The organism is Tenacibaculum retecalamus, assembly GCF_027941755.1.
Classification (GTDB): Bacteria; Bacteroidota; Bacteroidia; order Flavobacteriales; family Flavobacteriaceae; genus Polaribacter; species Polaribacter haliotis_B.
This window is the reverse complement of record NZ_CP115916.1, coordinates 2,217,431-2,234,338: the sequence shown is the minus strand read 5'-3', so window position 1 is coordinate 2,234,338 and position 16,908 is coordinate 2,217,431. Positions and strand designations below refer to the sequence as shown.

16 protein-coding genes are annotated in these 16,908 nt (G+C 31.5%); 8 read left to right on the top strand and 8 right to left on the bottom strand.

The genetic code is table 11. The features are described 5' to 3' along the window. Positions 1–2 precede the first annotated feature (2 nt). The 4 genes from PG912_RS10555 to PG912_RS10540 form a co-directional block, all read right to left on the bottom strand. Positions 3–1,847 carry a PLP-dependent aminotransferase family protein gene (locus tag PG912_RS10555; RefSeq protein WP_275687503.1) on the bottom strand — a complete coding sequence of 615 codons (1,845 nt, stop codon included), beginning with the start codon at positions 1,845–1,847 and terminating at the stop codon, positions 3–5. 355 nt (positions 1,848–2,202) lie between these two features. After that, the gene (locus PG912_RS10550; protein ID WP_408648418.1) at positions 2,203–3,003 is read right to left on the bottom strand and encodes an amidohydrolase family protein; all 801 of its coding nucleotides are present in this window, start codon (positions 3,001–3,003) and stop codon (positions 2,203–2,205) included. An 80-nt stretch (positions 3,004–3,083) separates the two neighbouring features. After that, positions 3,084–3,515: an amidohydrolase family protein gene (locus PG912_RS10545; RefSeq protein ID WP_275687502.1), complete on the bottom strand. Its 432-nt coding sequence runs from the start codon at positions 3,513–3,515 to the stop codon at positions 3,084–3,086. Positions 3,516–3,596: 81 nt separating this feature from the next. Then, complete coding sequence (locus tag PG912_RS10540) at positions 3,597–4,226, bottom strand: helix-turn-helix domain-containing protein (RefSeq protein WP_275687501.1); 630 nt, start codon at positions 4,224–4,226, stop codon at positions 3,597–3,599. 208 nt (positions 4,227–4,434) lie between these two features. On the opposite strand from PG912_RS10540, the gene PG912_RS10535 reads away from it, so the two are divergent. Beyond that, positions 4,435–4,635: a hypothetical protein gene (locus tag PG912_RS10535; RefSeq protein ID WP_260586805.1), complete on the top strand. Its 201-nt coding sequence runs from the start codon at positions 4,435–4,437 to the stop codon at positions 4,633–4,635. A gap of 321 nt (positions 4,636–4,956) precedes the next feature. On the opposite strand, the gene PG912_RS10530 is transcribed toward PG912_RS10535, so the two are convergent. Genes PG912_RS10530 through PG912_RS10515 form a run of 4 tightly spaced genes read right to left on the bottom strand, consistent with a single transcriptional unit; the run spans position 4,957 to position 10,848 of the window. After that, positions 4,957–6,753 (bottom strand): acyl-CoA dehydrogenase family protein, encoded by a 1,797-nt coding sequence (locus tag PG912_RS10530; RefSeq protein WP_275687500.1) that lies wholly within the window; start codon positions 6,751–6,753, stop codon positions 4,957–4,959. An 18-nt stretch (positions 6,754–6,771) separates the two neighbouring features. Beyond that, positions 6,772–7,962 (bottom strand): acetyl-CoA C-acyltransferase, encoded by a 1,191-nt coding sequence (locus PG912_RS10525; RefSeq protein ID WP_260586803.1) that lies wholly within the window; start codon positions 7,960–7,962, stop codon positions 6,772–6,774. A 3-nt stretch (positions 7,963–7,965) separates the two neighbouring features. Continuing rightward, entirely contained in the window at positions 7,966–10,371 is a 2,406-nt protein-coding gene (locus PG912_RS10520; protein ID WP_275687499.1) for a 3-hydroxyacyl-CoA dehydrogenase/enoyl-CoA hydratase family protein, read from the bottom strand. A gap of 18 nt (positions 10,372–10,389) precedes the next feature. Continuing rightward, positions 10,390–10,848, bottom strand: a complete 459-nt coding sequence (locus PG912_RS10515) for a MarR family winged helix-turn-helix transcriptional regulator (RefSeq protein WP_275687498.1) — start codon at positions 10,846–10,848, stop codon at positions 10,390–10,392. A 189-nt stretch (positions 10,849–11,037) separates the two neighbouring features. Here PG912_RS10515 and PG912_RS10510 point away from each other — a divergent pair, with 189 nt between their 5' ends. The 7 genes from PG912_RS10510 (at position 11,038) to PG912_RS10480 (ending at position 16,873) form a co-directional block, all read left to right on the top strand. Next, complete coding sequence (locus tag PG912_RS10510; RefSeq protein ID WP_275687497.1) at positions 11,038–11,967, top strand: ABC transporter ATP-binding protein; 930 nt, start codon at positions 11,038–11,040, stop codon at positions 11,965–11,967. A 3-nt stretch (positions 11,968–11,970) separates the two neighbouring features. Continuing rightward, positions 11,971–13,293, top strand: a complete 1,323-nt coding sequence (locus tag PG912_RS10505) for an ABC transporter permease (RefSeq protein ID WP_275687496.1) — start codon at positions 11,971–11,973, stop codon at positions 13,291–13,293. A gap of 13 nt (positions 13,294–13,306) precedes the next feature. Then, positions 13,307–14,146: a mechanosensitive ion channel family protein gene (locus PG912_RS10500; protein ID WP_260586799.1), complete on the top strand. Its 840-nt coding sequence runs from the start codon at positions 13,307–13,309 to the stop codon at positions 14,144–14,146. Positions 14,147–14,196: 50 nt separating this feature from the next. Further along, on the top strand, positions 14,197–15,360 hold the full coding sequence (locus PG912_RS10495) for a sigma-54-dependent transcriptional regulator (protein WP_275687495.1): 1,164 nt from the start codon (positions 14,197–14,199) through the stop codon (positions 15,358–15,360). A 144-nt stretch (positions 15,361–15,504) separates the two neighbouring features. Beyond that, positions 15,505–16,146 carry a peroxiredoxin gene (locus PG912_RS10490; RefSeq protein ID WP_275687494.1) on the top strand — a complete coding sequence of 214 codons (642 nt, stop codon included), beginning with the start codon at positions 15,505–15,507 and terminating at the stop codon, positions 16,144–16,146. 80 nt (positions 16,147–16,226) lie between these two features. Beyond that, positions 16,227–16,535: a thioredoxin family protein gene (locus tag PG912_RS10485; protein WP_275687493.1), complete on the top strand. Its 309-nt coding sequence runs from the start codon at positions 16,227–16,229 to the stop codon at positions 16,533–16,535. An 80-nt stretch (positions 16,536–16,615) separates the two neighbouring features. After that, on the top strand, positions 16,616–16,873 hold the full coding sequence (locus tag PG912_RS10480; RefSeq protein WP_260586795.1) for a DUF6952 family protein: 258 nt from the start codon (positions 16,616–16,618) through the stop codon (positions 16,871–16,873). Positions 16,874–16,908: the final 35 nt, after the last annotated feature.

Genomic DNA, 16,908 nt, shown 5'->3' with positions numbered 1-16,908 from the left:
AATTAAATACTTTTAACAAAATCTAAGAAAACTTTTTGATGTAATTCTAAATCCATGTTTGGCGAAAGCGCTACACGAGCAATATAATCTTTATCACCTTCTTTAGTGGTTCCTTGTGTTGAGGTAGCAGGAATCGTCCAATAACAACCTTTTAACTGTCCGTAACTTACACAATATTTACTTTCAGTAGGAATTTTACTAATCATTAAATTGATTAACTTTAAGTTTAATTCCCTTTTATAAATTTCTCTTTCTTCATCGTTATTTCCTTTTGTTGGAAGATCTAAAGAAAAAACAGAAGGTGTAAATCCTTCACTAGCTAATTCATCTGAAACAAAATTTATTTTAGCAGCCGGTAAAACATCCTGAATAAAATTCACAAATTCTCGTGTGTTTTTATAAGCATCAATAATTCGTTGATTCATTGATGGTAATTGCTTCGCTAATATTTCATATTGAAGCGCTGTAGCTTCGTTATCGCAAAGTGTAAGATGAATTGCTATTTTATCAATTAAAGTAGTAGTTTTTTCATTTCCTACACAGTAACCTGCCGTGCATTTTCCGCCACTTGGAAATTTAGATCCACTAGCAAAAGAAATTGTTCTTACTGTTGATAGAATTTCATTTTCACCTAAAAAATGAACATTCGGACAAAATGTTTGATCTAATATAAAAACAGGATCTATAGCGATAGCCCCAGTAGATATTGTACGTTGCTTACTTAAAACTTCTTTTAATTTGATAAGGTCAGGAACTTCAACTCTTGGGTTGGTAGGTATTTCGGCAATAATATATGGTATTGCATCTTGAGATGCAGCTTCAGCTAAAACAATTTCAATACTTTGCACCATATCGTTATCCCCATCAACAGGTAAATCAACAACTGTTACATTTTTTATACAGGCGGCAACACGTCTTGCTTGGTCATTGGTACCACCATAACAATTTGGAGGAACAATAATTTGAATCGTCTTTCCTTCGTGTTTTTCAAGAGCATCGTGAACCAATCCCATTAAAATAGCATATTGAATGGATAATCCGCTTGAAGCAACAAGTGCTTTTGTGGTTGTGCCAGTAATGGTGTTAATTGAGTTTAAAACAGCTGTTTTGTTGGTGTCAACTGTATTTTTACTATTATTAATAACAACTTGTTTAACGAACGATTGTAAAACAACCAAAGAATTAGCTGGAGTCATGGCAATAGTTTCCCTTCTTCTTACATGCTGAATATCCGAAATGTAAGCGTTATTTTGTTCACCATTAATAAGTAAAGTACTTCCAAGGTTTTCATAAATATTGATGAAAAAATCAACATTTGTATTAAGACCATTTGCTGTTATTTTTTCTTGTTGAGAAACAAAAACAGTACTTCCGTTAAATTCAGAAACCTCATTTGCGTTATTAACTTTTTTTAACTCAAATTTATAACCGTAAATATTTCTGATTATTTCAGTATCGAAACAAGTTGGTAATTTACCCGAATAACAAATTTGTGTATTTTTATTGGCAATTAAATTTTTTCTTAGAATAGCTAAAACAGGTATCGTTTTAGAGTCAAAACTGATTACATTTTCTGATTTTAGATTGTTTAAGCTTGCAATTCCCCATTCTAAAACACAAGATAATGGATGCCCTAATCGAATATAATCATACGCCGTAGGTAATTCATTTAATGCGATCGATTCAGAATTGTTGTTAGTAAATAAAATTTCAAACTGTTCTAAAAACTGTGTTTTAGCCAGTTTTTCATCATAAATATCTAGTCGATGTGTTGTTGTACTCAACCAACCAGTTGGCATGTTTTTTAACACCTCTTTAATATAATTTAGCATTTTATTGTCTCGCATAATATTCGCCTTTTAATAGATGGCAAGATAGGTTAATTAGATTTTTTTAAAAAAGTTACTAGATATTTTGTTACACTTTTTCTCCATTGCTTAAGTAGTCAAATAAAAGAAAGTTACTTACAATTCTTTAACATTTATAACAGTGTATTTTAATAGTGGTTTCTGATTTTTTAGTAGGACGAAGACTTATAAAAAATAAAAAGCTTACAAATTAATGTAAGCTTTAAGTGATGTGTATATAAAATTATTATTTTCAATACAGCTGTTACTTGGTGTTTCAACAAATTTTGAGTTTTATTTTCGTTTAACAGAAAAAAAACCTCAAAATAAGAGAAAGTTTAAGTATCGTTAAGATTTAATTATTAGAATTTTCAACTTCTAGTAGCATTTCATTTAGTTTTTTTCTATTGAGCCATTTTCCTTTAATAACGACACCTAAAATTGTTTTTGTATTTTTAATATCTTCTAAAGGGTTTTTATCCAAAAGAACTATATCTGCTAGTTTTCCTTCAGTAATTGTACCGCTTAGAGCAATAGTATTTAAGTAACGAGCTGGGTTTACAGTTGCTGTTTTTAAGGTTTCGTATGTTGACAGACCTGAGCTATGTATCAGCTCTAATTCATGATGAAGTGAAAAACCAGGAAGAAATAATCCATAAGTATCACTTCCAGCCATTAATGGCACTCCTTTATTGTGTAGTCTTAATGTGAAATCTTTTTGCCATTTTAATTCTTTTTCAAGTCTCGCTAATGATTCTTTTGTGGTAAACCATGAATTTGTTCTATAGTTTATTTTGTCAGATTTCCAATAACTTGAATAATGATTCGGAAGGTATTTTAAATTGTCATCTTCAATAAGTATAGAGAACTTTTTTTTATCTGAATAACGACTTATCATTTGGAAGATTCCTAAAGTAGGAGATACATAAATGCCACTTGTTTTAATCTCTTTTACAGCTTTTTCAAGGAAATCTATTGAGGTTTTTTGTTCACTATTAAAAATGTTCATAAATTCCTCTACGTGAGCTATAGATTTCATTCTTAAAGAAAATTCTAAAGGCAATCTTCGTTGACCATGACCTACAACTTCAATGTTTTCTTTTTGAGCAAGTTCTAATAATTTTAAATAAATATTTTTGGGTAAATTATCTGCAATTTTTAAATAATCATAACCTTTTTCTTTATGTTGATTAATTACTTTTTCAACGGCATCTATTGTGCTTAAATCTTTTCTTTTCAGATACGATCCTGTGGTATAATAATGAGGTGATAAGATTCTCTTTTTTTAGAATTTTCTCTTATTTTAATGTGATCTTGACCAGGGTACTCAGCCATATTTCTGGCGGATGTAATACCGTTTGCAATTAAGAGTTTAAATTCATTTTCAATATTATTTTGTAAATGATAGTGAGTTTCTACTAATCCTGGAATTAAGTATTTACCAGAGGCTTCTATTTTAATGTCTATCTTTTTTGTAGTTTTCTGAGAAGCAGGTTCTATTTTTAAGATTTTACCATTACTTATAATCACTCTATGGTTTAGAAGAATAGTTTCGGTATTCATTGGTATCACATTCACGTTCTCAAAAGAAATTACTTTTGTCTGAGCATTGCAAATGAATATTGAAATAAAAAATAAGAGAAATAAATTGTTCTTAAGTGTGTGCATAATTTTTAATATTTATGGACAAAATTAAGTGCTTATTTATTTTTTGAAGTTCGGTTTTAGTAACTTTTAAGAATATAGAACCTATTTATTTCTGAACTCATTGGGAGTTAACCCTGTTTCTTTTTTGAAGTTTGTATAAAAAGATGTTTTTGAATTGAATCCACATTCTAAACCAATAGAAAGTAAACTGTATTGATTAAAAGTTGAACTCTTAATCATTTCTTTTACACTCTTTACTCGGTAAGAGTTAACAAGCTCTGTAAAACTATATGATGTATTGCTTTTTATAATTTGAGAGAGGTATCCACTACTTATCTCAAGTTCTTCAGCTACTTTATCTCTACTTAAATTAGGGTTATGATGTATTTTATTTTCTTCAAGTAAAATTACTAATTTTTGAAAATGTGGATTTTCATTAACTTTAAAATCGGAAGATTTACTTGGTCTTTTTTTTAAGATAGTACGTATTTCGTATTGATCATTTGATAATTTAAACTGATATAGGCCTTTGTAAATTAACCAATAAATAAATACCGAGCAAAAGGACCATAAATAAGTTAATGGTAGTTTCTCTGAATATATAAATCGATATGTTTCTAATAATACTCCATAAAATATTATCAGTGAAAATATTATCCAAAGATATTTTAACCATTTTTCGTTTCGATTGCTTTTTTTTATGAAAGTGTATTTATATGAAAGTATAATCATATAAAGTGGAAAAATTATAGATATAAGACTGATACACTTGTAAAATAAATAAATATTATTTTCAATTAATATAGGGAGATTATATAAATGAAGTACTGTACTAAAAGATATAATAGTATTTGATAAACTAAGAATTAAAAAAGGAATAAATAGAATCGTTAATTTGACAGGTTTTATTATAAACAAACTTGATGTTTTATAAAAAAAAATGAAATATGTTAAAGGGTACAGAAACTGCCAAAGAAGAAAATCTGTAATATTTATAATTGCAGGATTGGTTCCTATATCCCAAAACCAATTATTCAATCCTACAATTGCTATTATTAACAAAGTAATTCCTAAAAATTTATTATTTGGACTTTTAAAAAATTTTGATAATAAAATAATTAAACTTAGCGTAAAACAATGAAGTATAGCAATAAGTGCAAAAATTTCTAAAAATGAGATTTTCATCGATTGTATAATAGTGGTATTTAGAGTTGAAATTAAATGATAATACGTTATATGCCTAGTTTTATTTCACTTAATTTACTTTTAGCTTGTTCAGCTTTAAGTTTAAATAGGAAGTTTTTTTTATGAATTTAAAAGTAATATAAGTTTTTGATATGTCAAAACAAAAAGACCGCCAAAAATTAATTTGACGGTCTTTTAAACAAACAACTAAATTCTAAAACCTATAAAGTTATAGAAGTTTTTTAACAGCTTACAATATGTAAACTGTAATTTATTATTAGAAACAGTATTTATTTTCTGCTTTTAATTTTTCTGCAATTGTATTACGTAACTCAACTACGTTAGGGTAGTTTGCATACTTTGTAAAACGCTTAAGTCCCATTAACATCATACGTTGCTCATCACCTTCAGCAAAAGAAACGATTCCTTCTTTAGCATTTTTGATGATAACATCTACTGCATTATATAAATATAATTGCGTCATAGCAATTTGCTCTTTTTGAGAAGCTTCACCAGAACGCTTTGCATTCTTTTCAGTTCTTAAAATTGCAGATTCTGCCATGTACACTTTAATTAAAATATTAGAAGCAGCATTTAATAATTGTTGGTGCTCTTCTAATTCAGGACCATATTTTTGAATGGCACCACCGGCAACCATTAAGAATACTTTTTTAAGCTTCGCGATGATTTCTTTTTCTTCAGCAAATAACTCAGAATAATCAGGGGTATCAAAAGAAGGAATACCTAATAATTCGTTACCAACAGCTGTTGCTGGTCCTAATAAATCAACATGACCTTTCATTGCTTTCTTTACTAACATACCAACAGAAAGTAATCTGTTAATTTCGTTAGTTCCTTCGTAAATACGAGCAATACGAGCATCTCTCCAAGCAGATTCCATTGGAGTTTCTTCAGAGAATCCCATTCCTCCGAAAATCTGAATTCCTTCGTCAGCACAAGATTGTACATCTTCAGAAACAGCAACTTTTAAGATAGAACATTCAATAGCGTATTCTTCAACACCTTTTAATTCAGCATCTTGATGAGAGTTTCCTTCAGATTCACGAATAGCAATTCTGTCTTCAATGTTTTTAGCAGCTCTGTATGATGCAGATTCACCTACATAAGCATTAGCAGCCATTTCTGCTAATTTTAATTTAATAGCTCCAAATTCTGCAATAGGTGTTTTAAATTGTTTACGTTCAGTGGCATATTGTGTAGCGTGAGTAATTATTCTTCTTTGAGAATCTAAACAAGCTCCTGCTAATTTAATACGTCCTACGTTTAATGCATTCATGGCAATTTTAAATCCACCACCACGAACAGATAACATGTTTTCAACAGGAACTAAAGTATCACTAAAAAATACTTGACGTGTAGAAGATGCACGAATACCTAATTTGTGTTCTTCTTCACCTAAAGTTACCCCGTTAGGATTTGCTTTATCATATTCTAAAATAAATCCAGTAATATTTTTATCGTCACCAATACGAGCAAATACAATGAACACTTCTGCAAAACCTGCATTAGAAATCCACATTTTTTGACCGTTAATTTTATAGTTTTTTCCGTCTTCAGTTAACTCAGCAGTAGTTTTACCAGAGTTAGCATCCGATCCAGCACCTGGCTCTGTTAAACAGTAAGCACCAAAACGCTCACCCATTGCTAAAGCAGGAACAAATTTTTGTTTTTGTTCTTCGGTACCGTATAAAGTAATTGGCATAGTACCAATACCTGTATGTGCACCAAAAGCAGTACTAAAAGAACCTGTTCCACTTGAAATATAATCACAAGTTAACATGGTAGAAACAAATCCCATTCCTAATCCGCCATAAGCTTCAGGAACTGAAACACCTAAGAAACCTAAAGCACCAGCTTTACGCATAGTCTCTTCGGTTAAAGCATAATCTTTCTTTTCAAAACGTTCTTTGTGAGGAATGATTTCGCGATCGTTAAATTCCATAACCGCTTCTTTCATCATTTTTTGCTCTTCAGAAAAATCTTCTGGAGTAAAAATATCTTCACACTTTGTTTCTTTAACTAGGAATTGACCTCCTCTTAATAAATCTGCCATTTTTGTTTTGTTTTTTTGTTAGTTTAAGAATTCGAAAATACCAGCAGCACCTTGCCCAGTACCTACACACATCGTTACCATTCCATATTTCCCTTGCATATTACGCTTGCGCATTTCATCAAATAATTGAACTGATAATTTAGCACCAGTACAACCTAGTGGATGTCCTAATGCAATTGCTCCACCATTTACGTTAATGATATCTGCATCTAATCCTAATTCACGAATTACAGCTAATGATTGAGAAGCAAATGCTTCATTCAATTCAATTAAGCTAATATCTTCTTGTTTTAATCCTGCTTGTTTTAATGCTTTTGGAATTGCAGCTACAGGTCCGATTCCCATAATTCTAGGAGGAACACCAGCGGCAGCATAACTTACCATACGAGCAATTGGCTTCAAGTTTAATTCCTTCACCATATCTTCACTCATAACCATTAAAAATGCAGCACCATCACTTGTTTGAGATGAGTTACCAGCAGTAACACTTCCGCCTGTAGCAAATACAGGACGTAAACGTTCTAAGCCAGCAATGTTTGATCCCTTACGAGGTCCTTCATCTTTAGTTACTGTATATTCTCTTGTTGCACGTTTTCCTTTTGCATCAACATAAGTTTCTTCAACTTTAATTGGTACTATCTGATCTTGAAAACGGTTTTCTTCTTGTGCTTTTAATGCTTTTAAATGAGATTGTAAAGCAAACTCATCTTGGTCTTTACGAGAAATATTGTACTTATTGGCAACTTCTTCTGCAGTATTTCCCATTCCCCAGTAATAATCTGCATGACCTGCAGCAACCGTGTCGTAGTTTAATTCTGGTTTAAAACCTGTCATTGGTACCGAACTCATACTTTCAGCTCCACCTGCAATAATACATTCAGCCATTCCTGATTGAATTTTTGCAACTGCCATACTAATAGTTTCTATTCCTGATGAACAAAAACGGTTTACGGTTACTCCAGGAACATCTTCAGTTTTTAATCCCATTAAAGAAATTAAACGAGCCATGTTTAAACCTTGAGAACCTTCTGGCATTGCATTACCAACGATTACATCATCAATACGACTTTTGTCAAAATCAGGTAACTGCTCCATCATATATTCGATAGTTTCAGCAGCTAACTCATCAGCTCTTTTAAATCTGAACGCACCTCTTTTAGACTTTGCTATGGCGGTTCTATATCCTTTTACTATATATGCTGTTTTCATCTTTTAGTTTCTTAATGGTTTACCAGTTTTTAACATGTGTTGAATACGCTCTAATGTTTTGCGCTCTGTACATAAACTTAAAAATGCTTCGCGTTCTAAGTTTAATAAATACTGTTCAGAAACTTTTGTTGGTTCTGATAAATCTCCACCAGCCATTACGTAGGCTAATTTATTTGCAATTTTTTGATCGTGTTCTGAGATAAACTTACTTGCTTGCATAGAATCGGTAGCTACCATAAATGCACCTAATGCTTGTTTACCAAGTACTAATACATCTTTACGAGTAGCAGGTTGCGTGTAACCAGCTTCTGCCATTAATATTGCATGCTTTTTAGCTTCAGCAATCTGACGTTCTCTGTTTACAACAACAACATCTTTTCCTTTTTGTAATAAACCTAAGTCGTAAGCTTCGTAAGCAGAAGTACTTACTTTAGCCATACCAATGGTTAAGAAATATTCTTGCAATACATTTAATTGAACATCTCCTGTACGGAAAGTGTCTGATGCACGTAATGCCATTTCTTTAGAACCACCACCACCAGGAATAACTCCAACTCCGAACTCTACTAATCCCATATAGGTTTCAGCAGCGGCAACAACTTTATCGGCATGTAAAGATAATTCACATCCACCACCTAAAGCCATTCCATGTGGAGCTGATATTGTAGGAATAGAAGAATAACGCATGCGCATCATTGTATCTTGAAAATACTTGATAGCCATATTTAATTCGTCATATTCTTGCTCTACAGCCATCATGAAAATCATCCCGATATTAGCACCAACTGAGAAGTTTGCTCCTTGGTTACCAACTACTAATCCTTGAAAGTCTTTTTCAGCTAAATCAACTGCTTTATTTAATCCAGCTAAAACATCGCCACCAATAGTGTTCATTTTAGATTGGAATTCACAGTTTAAGATACCGTTTCCTAAATCTTCAATAACAACACCTGAGTTTTTAAATACCTCAGTAGTTTTACGAATATTATCTAAGATGATAAATGAATCTTGACCCGGTTTTTTAGTTTGCGCTTTTGCAGGAACATCATAATAATAAGTAGCTCCTTCTTTTACTGTATAGAAAGAAGTTTGCCCTTTAGCTACCATTTCGGTAACCCAAGCAGCTGGTTCTTTTCCTTCAGCTTTCATTAATTCGATACCTTTTTCTACACCTACAGCATCCCAAATTTCGAAAGAGCCATTTTCCCAACCGAAACCAGCTTTCATAGCATCGTCAATCTTATATAATTCGTCAGAAATTTCTGGAATTCTATTTTGAACATACGCAAACATTGCTGCGAAGTTTTTACGGTAAAATTCTCCCGCTTTATCTTTTCCACCAACTAATACTTTAAAGCGATCAATTGGCTTGTCAATAGTTTTAGTTAATTCTAAAGTAGCAAACTTTGCACGTTTTTTAGAACGATATTCCATCGTATCTAAATCTAACGTTAAAATTTCTTTCTTTCCTTCAGCATTTACCGATTTCTTGTAAAAACCTTGTTTCGTTTTACTACCTAACCATTTGTTTTCCATCATGGTGTTGATGAAACCTGGTAATTTGAATAATTCGTGTGCTTCGTCGTTAGGGCAGTTTTCGTAAATACCGTTAGCAACATGCACTAAAGTATCTAAACCTACAACATCAACAGTTCTAAAAGTTGCTGATTTCGGGCGACCGATTACTGGACCTGTTAATTTATCAACTTCTTCAACAGTTAATCCTAATTCTTTTACTTGGTGAAATAAAGATTGAATTCCGAAAATTCCAATTCTGTTACCAATAAAAGCAGGTGTATCTTTAGCTAATACTGAAGTTTTTCCTAAAAATTTAGAACCATAATCCATTAAGAAGTCAGTAACTTCTCGCTTACAGTTTGATCCAGGAACAACCTCAAATAATTTTAAATAACGAGGAGGGTTAAAAAAGTGCGTTACTGCAAAGTGTTTTTGAAAATCTTCACTTCTTCCTTCGTTCATAAATTTGATAGGAATTCCTGAAGTGTTAGAAGTAATTAAAGTACCAGGAGTACGATGTTTTTCTAATTTTCCGAAAACGATTTTCTTAATATCTAATCGTTCAACAACAACTTCCATAATCCAATCTACATCCGCAACTTTAGCAATGTCATCTTCTAAATTTCCAGTAGTAATTCTACTTGCAAATTCTTTTTTATAAATAGGAGATGGTTTCGATTTTAAAGAAGCAGTTAACGCATCATTTACCAAACGATTACGAACAGCTTTGTCTTCTAACGTAAGTCCTTTTGCCTTTTCTTTGTCGTTAAGTTCTCTAGGAACGATGTCTAATAATAAGACTTCAACGCCAATGTTAGCAAAATGACAAGCAATACCGCTTCCCATAATTCCAGAACCGACGATTGCTACTTTTTTAATTCTTCTTGTCATTTGTTTATAGGTTTGTTTTTATACAGCTTTTTTATTAGTATCGTTATATACCGTTTTTTCTGTAATAAGTTTGTTTATGGTGGTTGTTACTTTAAAAAATAAATCCAATTCTTCTTCAGTAATGTGTTTTCGTACTTCGTTGTTAAATTGATATACATGTCCTTTAGAAATTTCACGCATTTCTTTACCATAAACTGTTAGTTTTATGATGACACTTCTTCCGTCAGTAGGGCTTTTTTCTCTACAAATAACCCCTTTATCTTCCATTGTTTTTAATAATCTAGAAAGACTTGTTGGTTCCATTCCCATTAAAGGACCTAAAGCAGTTGATGGAGTTCCGTTTTCAAAATCTATATTCAATAAAACAAAAGCAGTTGCCATCGTACTGTCATGCTTTGCAGCTTGTTCGTTGTACATTTTTGCAACAGCTTGCCAAGTGGCTCTAAGTTGATGATCTATCGATTTATCTTTATCCATGTGAAGCCAAAGATATAAAAATTTATTATGCATGCATAGTAAATTTGAAAAAAGTTATGCATGCATAGTAAATTTAACATTCAATTAATATGTAACGTTTGTGGTAAAGTAGTTACTAATCAGTATAAAAATATGTAAGTTTGTCATTACTGGTTCTAGAGAAACAGCAGTAAATAAATCATGAAATCGATGAGTAATTTATTAGAAATTAATAATGTAGTAAAGCGTTATGGCGATTATACAGCATTAAACAATGTGTCATTACAAATACCTAAAGGAAGTGTTTTTGGACTTTTAGAGCCTAACGGAGCAGGAAAAACATCTTTAATTAGGATTGTAAATCAAATTACAATGCCAGATAGTGGGGAGATTATTTTAGACGGAGAAAAATTAGCGCCCAATCATATAGAATATATTGGTTATTTACCAGAAGAGAGAGGTTTGTATAAATCGATGAAAGTTGGAGAGCAAGCTTTGTATTTAGCACAATTAAAAGGATTGAGTAAATCGGAAGCCAAAAAGCGATTGAAATATTGGTTTGATAAATTTGATATTGGTGCTTGGTGGAATAAAAAAATTGAAGAACTTTCTAAAGGAATGGCGCAGAAAATACAGTTTATAGTAACAGTATTACATCAGCCTAAATTATTAATTTTTGATGAACCTTTCTCTGGTTTCGATCCTATAAATGCACAATTAATTGCTAAAGAAATTTTACAATTACGTGATGAAGGAGCTACTATCATATTTTCTACCCATAGAATGGAGTCTGTTGAAGAAATGTGTGATTATATTGCTTTAATTGATAAATCTAATAAAATTTTAGATGGTAAATTAGATGATGTAAAAAAGGATTTTAGAACAAATACCTTTCAAGTTGGTGTAAACACCGCAAATCCAAAAGAGGTTGAAACGAAGTTAAAAGAAAGTTTTAATGTCTTACCAGCTGATTTTAAATTATTAAATGATGGTTTAAAATTAAATGTACAGTTAACAAAAGGAAACTCAGCAAATGATTTATTATCTTTTTTAACAACCCAAGGACAAGTGCAGCATTTTGTTGAATTAATACCAAGTGCCAATGATATTTTTATCCAGGCAGTAAATAAAAATAGTTAAAGGATGAGTAAATTACGATTAATTATAGCACGCGAATTTATAGCTAAGGTTAGAAATAAATCGTTTATAATGATGACTTTTTTAAGTCCATTATTAATGATTGGTATGGGGGCATTGGTTTTTTTCTTGATGAAAAAGAACGATGAAAAGGTAAAGAAAATAGTATACGTTGATGAATCTGGATTGTTCTCTAAAGACGTTTTTAAAGATTCAAAAACGATTAAATACGAAGATTTTACGGCGCTCGGAATCGAAGATTCTAAAAAGAAAGTAGAAGAAGGCGATTATTATGGAGCGCTATACATTCCTAAAAAAGATAGTTTAGAGGTGTTGGCAAATTCAATTGAGTTTTTCTCAAAAGATTCGCCAAGTATGTCTGTTATGGGAAATTTAGAAAGCAAAGTTGATAAAAAGTTACGTAATGAAAAATTAACAAAATTCGGAATTGATTTAGCGCAAATAAAAGCATCTAAAATAGCTTCGGATATTAAAATGTTTAATTTCTCTGGAGAAAAATCATCTAAATTAATTAATGGATTAAAAATTGCCATGGGTGGTTTGGCTGGTTATTTATTAATGATGTTTGTTATGATTTACGGTACTTCTGTAATGCGAAGTGTTATTGAAGAGAAAACAAGTAGAATTATTGAAGTTATAGTTTCGTCTGTAAAACCTTTTCAATTAATGTTAGGGAAAATTATAGGAAATGCATCCGCAGGTTTATTACAGTTTTTTATCTGGGGGATTTTGTTCTTCGTACTTAGTTTAATTATTTCTTCGGTTTTCGGAATTGATATGATGGAGATGCAAACAGCCAAAGTACCAGCAGAACAATTAGACGCAATGAAGCAAGCATCCGAAGGAAAAGGAGAAATGATTATTCAAGAAATATTTAGATTGCCTTTGGTAAAAATGTTCTTTTTGTTTATTTTCTATTTCTTAGGGGGGTATATGTTATATAGTTCATTATTTGCAGCAGTAGGTGCAGCGGTAGATAACGAAACGGATACGCAACAATTTATGATGCCAATAATGTTGCCTTTAATTTTAGGAGTATATGTTGGTTTTGCAACAGTAATGAACGATCCTCACGGACCAGTTTCAGTAATTTTTTCATACATTCCTTTTACGTCACCAATTGTAATGTTAATGCGTATTCCGTTTGGCGTAGCTTGGTGGGAAATTGCAATTTCAATGTTACTATTAATTCTTACTTTTATGGTAATTGTATGGGTTGCAGCAAAAATTTATCGTGTAGGGATATTAATGTATGGTAAAAAACCAACCTACAAAGACTTATGGAAGTGGATGCGTTATAATGGATAAATAATTTTTTATAATGAAAGATATATTAAAAGAGATTACAAGTTTTTTAAATATTAAAGTCCCTTTAGGAGGGAAGGAAATAGATATAACAATAAAAACAATTTTATTGTTAATTATAGCTTTTCTAATAGTAAAATTCATACTTAAGTATTTTAAAAAATTTGTAAAGAACAGGTTAGAAGAAGAAGACAAAAACAAATTCAATACCATTTTTTCTTTTGCGAGTTGGTTGCTTTATTTGATCGTTTTTTCAATAAGTTTATCTTCTGCAGGAGTTAACTTAAGTGCAATATTAGTAGCGTCTTCAGCATTATTAATTGGTATTGGTTTAGCATTACAAACTTTTTTTCAAGATATTATTTCTGGTGTTTTTATTATCCTAGATAAAAGTGTTCATGTTGGTGATATTATTGAATTAGATGGTAAAGTAGGTAGAGTAGAAGAAATAAAATTACGTACAACCCGGGCAGTAACAATCGATAACAAAGTGTTGGTAATTCCTAATCATAAATATTTAACTAACAGTTTGTATAACTGGACACAAAACGGAACTACAACCCGTGAGAACGTAAAAATAGGAGTGGCGTACGGTAGTGACATCCAGTTGGTTAAAGAGTTGTTGTTAAAAGCAGCAAAAGAACATCCAAAAGTTTTTCAACATCCAGCTCCTTTAGTTGTTTTTGAGAATTTTGGAGATAGTGCTTTAGAGTTTAAGTTAATTTTTACATTAAATGATAGTTTTCAGGCACAGATACCACAGAGTGAAATCCGTTTTAAAATAGACGAGTTGTTTAGAGAAAACAACATTTCAATTCCATTTCCTCAAAGAGATATTCATATTATTAAAGCGTAATTTCGGTTGGCGCGGTTATTGTAATCTATAAAAAAATAAATTAAAGAAGAATGTCAAAAATATTAATCATAGAAGACGAAGCGGCAATCCGTAGAGTGTTAAAAAAAATAATATCAGAAGAAAATGATGCTTACGAGGTTGAAGAAGCTGAAGATGGATTGGTAGGTATCGAAATGATTAAAAATAGAGATTACGATTTGGTTTTATGCGATATTAAAATGCCAAAAATGGACGGTGTTGAAGTATTGGAAAAAGCAAAAAAAATAAAGCCTGAAATTCCGATGGTAATGATTTCTGGTCACGGAGATTTAGATACTGCGGTAAATACCATGCGTTTAGGTGCGTTCGATTATATTTCTAAACCACCAGACTTAAATCGATTATTAAATACAGTGCGCAATGCATTGGATAAAAAAGAATTGGTTGTAGAAAATAAGCGATTAAAGAAAAAGGTAAGTAAAAGTTACCAAATGATTGGTGAAAGTGATGCAATTACGCACATTAAAGAAATCATTGAAAAAGTAGCTGCTACCGACGCTAGAGTTTTAATTACTGGGCCAAACGGAACAGGAAAAGAATTAGTAGCACATTGGTTGCATGAAAAATCAGACAGAGCAAAAGGTTCAATGATTGAAGTGAATTGTGCTGCGATTCCGTCTGAATTGATAGAAAGTGAGTTGTTTGGTCACGTAAAAGGATCTTTTACAGGTGCTAATAAAGACCGTGCAGGAAAGTTTGAAGCTGCTAATGGCGGAACTATTTTTTTAGATGAAATTGGCGATATGAGTTTGTCTGCGCAAGCGAAAGTATTGCGTGCTTTACAAGAAAATAAAATTCAACGTGTAGGTTCTGATAAAGACATAAAAGTAAATGTACGTATCGTAGCAGCGACAAATAAAGATTTAAAAAAAGAAATTGCAGAAGGAAGGTTTCGAGAAGATTTATACCATCGTTTAGCAGTAATTCTAATTAAAGTACCTGCTTTAAATGACCGAAGAAACGATATCCCTTTATTGGTAGATTTCTTTTCTGAGAAAATATCAACAGAGCAAGGAATGCCAAAGAAAGGGTTTTCGAGTAGTGCTATAAAATTACTACAAGCCTATGATTGGACAGGTAATATTCGTGAATTGCGAAATGTCGTTGAACGTTTAATTATTCTTGGAGAAAAAGAAGTTTCTGAAAACGATATCAAGTTATTTGCAAGTAAATAGTTTAAATCGATTTCACTCAAATAAAACTATAAGTAAAATTGATATTGAAATCAAAAATTAACATCATTTTTTTTCTTTTCTACTTGTTTAGCTTGGTATATTTGTGGTATCAAAAATGAGTAAAAATCAATAAAAAATAAAAAAATGGCAACAGCAGTAGGTAAAAAATTTCCAGATTTAAATGTAGACGCAATGAACGAGATGGGAGATACGTTCAAAGTAAATGTGTTGGAAGAAGCAGTAAATAACAAGAAAAAAGTATTGTTATTCTGGTATCCAAAAGATTTTACATTTGTATGTCCTACAGAATTACACGCTTTTCAGGCAGCTTTAGGTGAATTTGAAAAAAGAAATACAATTGTAATCGGAGCTTCTTGTGATACTCCTGAAGTGCATTTCGCATGGTTAAATCAACCAAAAGATAACGGAGGAATTGAAGGTGTTACTTACTCTTTATTAGCTGATAGCAACCGTAATTTATCATCAATCTTAGGTATTTTAGATATTACTGATGAGGTTTTTGACGAAGCTACACAAACAGTACAAGTTGTTGGAGATAATGTAACTTACAGGGCTACGTATTTAATTGACGAAGAAGGAACTGTTTTTCATGAAGGAATTAACCACATGCCAGTTGGTAGAAATGTAAATGAATTTTTACGTTTAATTGACGCTTATGCTCATGTACAAACAAACGGAGAGGTTTGTCCTGCAAACTGGGAAGAAGGTAAAGATGCCATGAAACCAAATGCAAAAGGAACTGCTGAATATTTAGCATCACACTAATATAATACTATGAAAGGAATCTAGTTCGTGTACTAATTGGGGGATGAAATACACGGACTCCTTTCTCATAAAATAAAATTATGGTACAAGAATTAAGTCAAGATAATTTACAAGAATTAATTGCAGAAAATAAAACTGTTGTAGTACAGTATTCTGCAACTTGGTGTGGTAATTGTCGTATAATGAAACCCAAGTTCAAGAAGTTAGCTTCTGAAAACGAATCAGTTATTTTCGTAATTGCAGATGCAGAAAAATTTCCTGAAAGCAGAAAATTAGCAGACGTTAGTAATTTGCCAACCTTTGCAACTTTTGTAAACGGTGTATTTGTAAATCAAACACAAACCAATAAGTTTGATGTGTTAAAAGATTTAGTAAACGAAGTAGTATAATTTCTATAGAACTTAGTAAAGTAGAGAAATTGTATTAATAAGGTCTCGACTTAACTAGACCTAAAAAATAGAAAGTAGTTATGAAATTACCTGTTATAAAACATTTGACTTCATTTATTGAGGAAAATGATCAAGACTATATACTTGAAACAATTGAAACATTAGAAGCTTTAACGGAAGTTTCGTCTTTAAAAGATGAAGAGTTAGATGTTATTGGTGAGTTGATTTCAAACATGTATGGTGCTCTTGAGGTTGATAAAATGGTTAAAGATGGTACTCCTAAAAAGGAAGCGTTAAATAATTTTATGAAACGTGTTTTAGGAGCTATTGATAAATAATTTTAAGATTGATATACAAAAATCCCGAGTATTTA

What these genes read in the sequence shown, in the direction of transcription:
- PG912_RS10485 (WP_275687493.1), top strand. Translation starts at nt 16,227, where the DNA reads ATGGTACAAGAATTAAGTCAAGATAATTTACAAGAATTAATTGCAGAA.
- PG912_RS10520 (WP_275687499.1), bottom strand. Translation starts at nt 10,371, where the DNA reads ATGACAAGAAGAATTAAAAAAGTAGCAATCGTCGGTTCTGGAATTATG.
- PG912_RS10515 (WP_275687498.1), bottom strand. Translation starts at nt 10,848, where the DNA reads ATGGATAAAGATAAATCGATAGATCATCAACTTAGAGCCACTTGGCAA.
- PG912_RS10545 (WP_275687502.1), bottom strand. Translation starts at nt 3,515, where the DNA reads ATGCACACACTTAAGAACAATTTATTTCTCTTATTTTTTATTTCAATA.
- PG912_RS10480 (WP_260586795.1), top strand. Translation starts at nt 16,616, where the DNA reads ATGAAATTACCTGTTATAAAACATTTGACTTCATTTATTGAGGAAAAT.
- PG912_RS10540 (WP_275687501.1), bottom strand. Translation starts at nt 4,226, where the DNA reads ATGATTATACTTTCATATAAATACACTTTCATAAAAAAAAGCAATCGA.
- PG912_RS10555 (WP_275687503.1), bottom strand. Translation starts at nt 1,847, where the DNA reads ATGCGAGACAATAAAATGCTAAATTATATTAAAGAGGTGTTAAAAAAC.
- PG912_RS10490 (WP_275687494.1), top strand. Translation starts at nt 15,505, where the DNA reads ATGGCAACAGCAGTAGGTAAAAAATTTCCAGATTTAAATGTAGACGCA.
- PG912_RS10535 (WP_260586805.1), top strand. Translation starts at nt 4,435, where the DNA reads ATGAAATATGTTAAAGGGTACAGAAACTGCCAAAGAAGAAAATCTGTA.
- PG912_RS10505 (WP_275687496.1), top strand. Translation starts at nt 11,971, where the DNA reads ATGAGTAAATTACGATTAATTATAGCACGCGAATTTATAGCTAAGGTT.
- PG912_RS10510 (WP_275687497.1), top strand. Translation starts at nt 11,038, where the DNA reads ATGAGTAATTTATTAGAAATTAATAATGTAGTAAAGCGTTATGGCGAT.
- PG912_RS10500 (WP_260586799.1), top strand. Translation starts at nt 13,307, where the DNA reads ATGAAAGATATATTAAAAGAGATTACAAGTTTTTTAAATATTAAAGTC.
- PG912_RS10525 (WP_260586803.1), bottom strand. Translation starts at nt 7,962, where the DNA reads ATGAAAACAGCATATATAGTAAAAGGATATAGAACCGCCATAGCAAAG.
- PG912_RS10530 (WP_275687500.1), bottom strand. Translation starts at nt 6,753, where the DNA reads ATGGCAGATTTATTAAGAGGAGGTCAATTCCTAGTTAAAGAAACAAAG.
- PG912_RS10495 (WP_275687495.1), top strand. Translation starts at nt 14,197, where the DNA reads ATGTCAAAAATATTAATCATAGAAGACGAAGCGGCAATCCGTAGAGTG.